Annotated in this window: 3 protein-coding genes (1 of these 3 cut by a window edge); all 3 read left to right on the forward strand. The window is 55.6% G+C overall.

What is annotated here, in order from left to right; translation table 11 throughout:
* The first annotated feature begins 336 nt into the window (after positions 1–336).
* Positions 337–537, forward strand: a complete 201-nt coding sequence (locus tag RRF56_RS02660) for a ribbon-helix-helix domain-containing protein (RefSeq protein ID WP_317033859.1) — start codon at positions 337–339, stop codon at positions 535–537.
* Between the two features lie 174 nt (positions 538–711).
* Positions 712–948 carry a hypothetical protein gene (locus RRF56_RS02665; protein WP_317033860.1) on the forward strand — a complete coding sequence of 79 codons (237 nt, stop codon included), beginning with the start codon at positions 712–714 and terminating at the stop codon, positions 946–948.
* A 296-nt stretch (positions 949–1,244) separates the two neighbouring features.
* On the forward strand, positions 1,245–2,500 hold the 5' portion of the coding sequence (locus tag RRF56_RS02670; protein WP_317033861.1) for a hypothetical protein. The gene runs 415 nt beyond the window's last position; the window shows 1,256 of its 1,671 coding nt (coding positions 1–1,256); its start codon is at positions 1,245–1,247; its stop codon lies beyond the right edge, outside the window.

A 2,500-nucleotide genomic window follows, 5' to 3' on the forward strand; every position in this document is an offset into this window, starting at 1 on the left:
TCCTGTGGGGATTTCCTGGCTGTTTATAACGCTATTCCTTGCCTTTTGCCGGCACGACCCCCTACTCCTGCCTCTCTGGATGTTGTTGGGCATTAAATGGCGCAGCAATTCCAGCAGCGGGAGCTACGCCTAGAAAGGCTACGCTCCTGAACAAATATCCTCTAAACCTTTGCGGGTGCGGGATCGGCGCGGCACAGCACAGCAAACGGTAAGCCAACTAGGTCAGCCCTATGCCTATACTGTTTCGTGACTTGCTGTTTCCTAACAAGGATTTTTAGATTGGCATTAGTTTTAGCTGTATTTTAGTCAGAGCTTGATCTTTTCTGATAGGTGAGTATGATATTTGCAGACCATAACCCTGATGAAATGACCAAAGTCACTGTCACAGCGTTTATTGAGGAAGATCTAAAGGGCGACCTAAAGGCGCTGGCTCATAAAGAGCGTCGTTCCATGTCACAAATGATCTCTGTGCTGATTGAGCGGGCCATAGAGGTAGCTAAGGCAGCAGGGGAAATCTCTTCGGAGACCACTAAATGACCCAGAGCAGTGATCGACTGATCGCATCGAAGCCACCCTGGCCGAAAATATCCGACAGCTAGTGGAAACCCAACAACTCGTGAGAGCAGCGCTGCTGGCTTGCGAGAAACCCGTACCATTACCGGTAGTAATGCTCGTGCAATCGAGGCATGGGCATCTTGCGCGAAAGACAGCATGGCTGAGGCCGAAGAGGCCAGCAACTTGCCGGTGCCAACACCAACTGTCGGAGACAAGCTCTCGATCGTCCCGGTGTTGGTCGAGGACTTCCAAATATCTGATGGCTCTGATCAAATGAGCCAAACAAGCGCAGTTGATTCGGTCGGTGGCATAGGGTGGGAAAACGTTCAGTTTTTGCGCTTGAAGGCCATCAAATTTTTTGTTAGAAGGCCCATACCAACCTCAAAACCCTGATGAAATCAAATATCCAGAGTCTGCTTGCTCGGTTTAGGCACCTGTACTATGATTCGGCAATGATTGATGCCCCGTTGGGTTTATCCCCTTAGTGATCGTGTGAATCAGTGTTAGGCGTCCTGACCAGACCCTTAATACGCAAAAAGAACCGGCAGCAAATGCCACCGGCTCTTTAAAAAGCGAAAACCCGAGAGGACCAGTTCCCGAGTCGCACACAAATCGATCTTGCGGCTATGGTAACACCGGATCTCTCTTGGGGCAATACCCATTGCTCTTTTTTTAGGAGAGAGGCCCCGATGACCGCATCACTAGGATGGGATGAGGAGTCCCGTAAGGATCCCCGTTCCGAACCGCTCCCTGCTGACCCCACTGGCCAGCGACTGTGTGAAATCTTTGGCCATTACCCGTGGAACTTCATCCGCGCCGACCTACCGGATGACGCCACCACCAAAGCCGCCTGGACGACCGTCAGCACCTACCCGCTGCGGCCCCGCGCGCTGTGGACCCATTGGCAAGACGCCAACCAGCTGATTGGGGTCCGCTTTACCCACGATACCTATTACGCCCTGCTCGATCTCGACGCCGGTGGCGACTACTGCACCGCCGCCGGCGCCGCCGAAATCCGTGCTGCCCTAGAAACCATCGGCATTACCCGCACCCTGCTAATTCGCTCCAGCTGGAGCGGCGGCCTGCACATATATATCCCCTTTGCCGAACGGGTCAACACCTTCAATCTGGCTGTCGCCCTCAAAGAATGCCTTAGGGCCCAGGGGTTTCGGCTCCAGGCGGGACAGCTCGAAATCTTTCCCAACGTCAAAGCCTACGGTGTTCAAACCTTTATTGAATACATGGGGCACCGTCTGCCCCTGCAGCCCTGCAGCGGCTCCTGCCTGCTCGACGATGACCTGAACCCTACGGGTGATAGCCTGGCCCGGTTTTTCTGGCTGTGGGACAACATCGCCGACTACCAAGACATGGCCACCCTGCGCCATGCGATGAAGATTGGCCGCGACAACCACCGCAAGCGTCCCAAACGCCACAGCCACCCCGTCGAGAACTGGCGACAGGACCTGGATACCGTCATCACCGAAGGCTGGACTGCCCATGGCCAGACCAACCACCTGCTGAAAACCATCGCCTGTTATGGCCGCGTCTTTGATGGTCTCCAGGCACAAGCCCTGATTGACCACACCCTACGCGTTGCCCTCAACTGCCCCGGCTACGAGCAGTACTGTCGCCACCAGCACGAGATCGAGCGCAAAGTGACCGCCTGGGCCAAAGCCGTCGAAGGCTACTACTGGCCCCTCGGCACCCCCCCCAGCCGCGACACCAGCCAGCCTAAGAACAACCTGGTGCCCTTCAACCAGCAGCAGGCCGAAGATGCCCAGCACCGTATCTGTACAGCTTATGCCGAGCTAGAGCAGGCAGGAGCGCTACCCGAGCAGATTACGGCGCGAGTTAAAGCGATCGCCCAATTGGCCAAAGTCAGCCAGCAGACCCTCTACAAGCACCTTAGCCTCTGGCACCCTGCCCACCAAGAGGGTGTAATAGC

The sequence above is a fragment of the Nodosilinea sp. E11 genome, from assembly GCF_032813545.1.
GTDB lineage: Bacteria > Cyanobacteriota > Cyanobacteriia > Phormidesmidales > Phormidesmidaceae > Nodosilinea.

Bases quoted from the DNA above. Each gene is read 5' to 3' on its own strand.
- RRF56_RS02660 (WP_317033859.1), top strand. From the start codon at position 337: ATGATATTTGCAGACCATAACCCTGATGAAATGACCAAAGTCACTGTC.
- RRF56_RS02665 (WP_317033860.1), top strand. From the start codon at position 712: ATGGCTGAGGCCGAAGAGGCCAGCAACTTGCCGGTGCCAACACCAACT.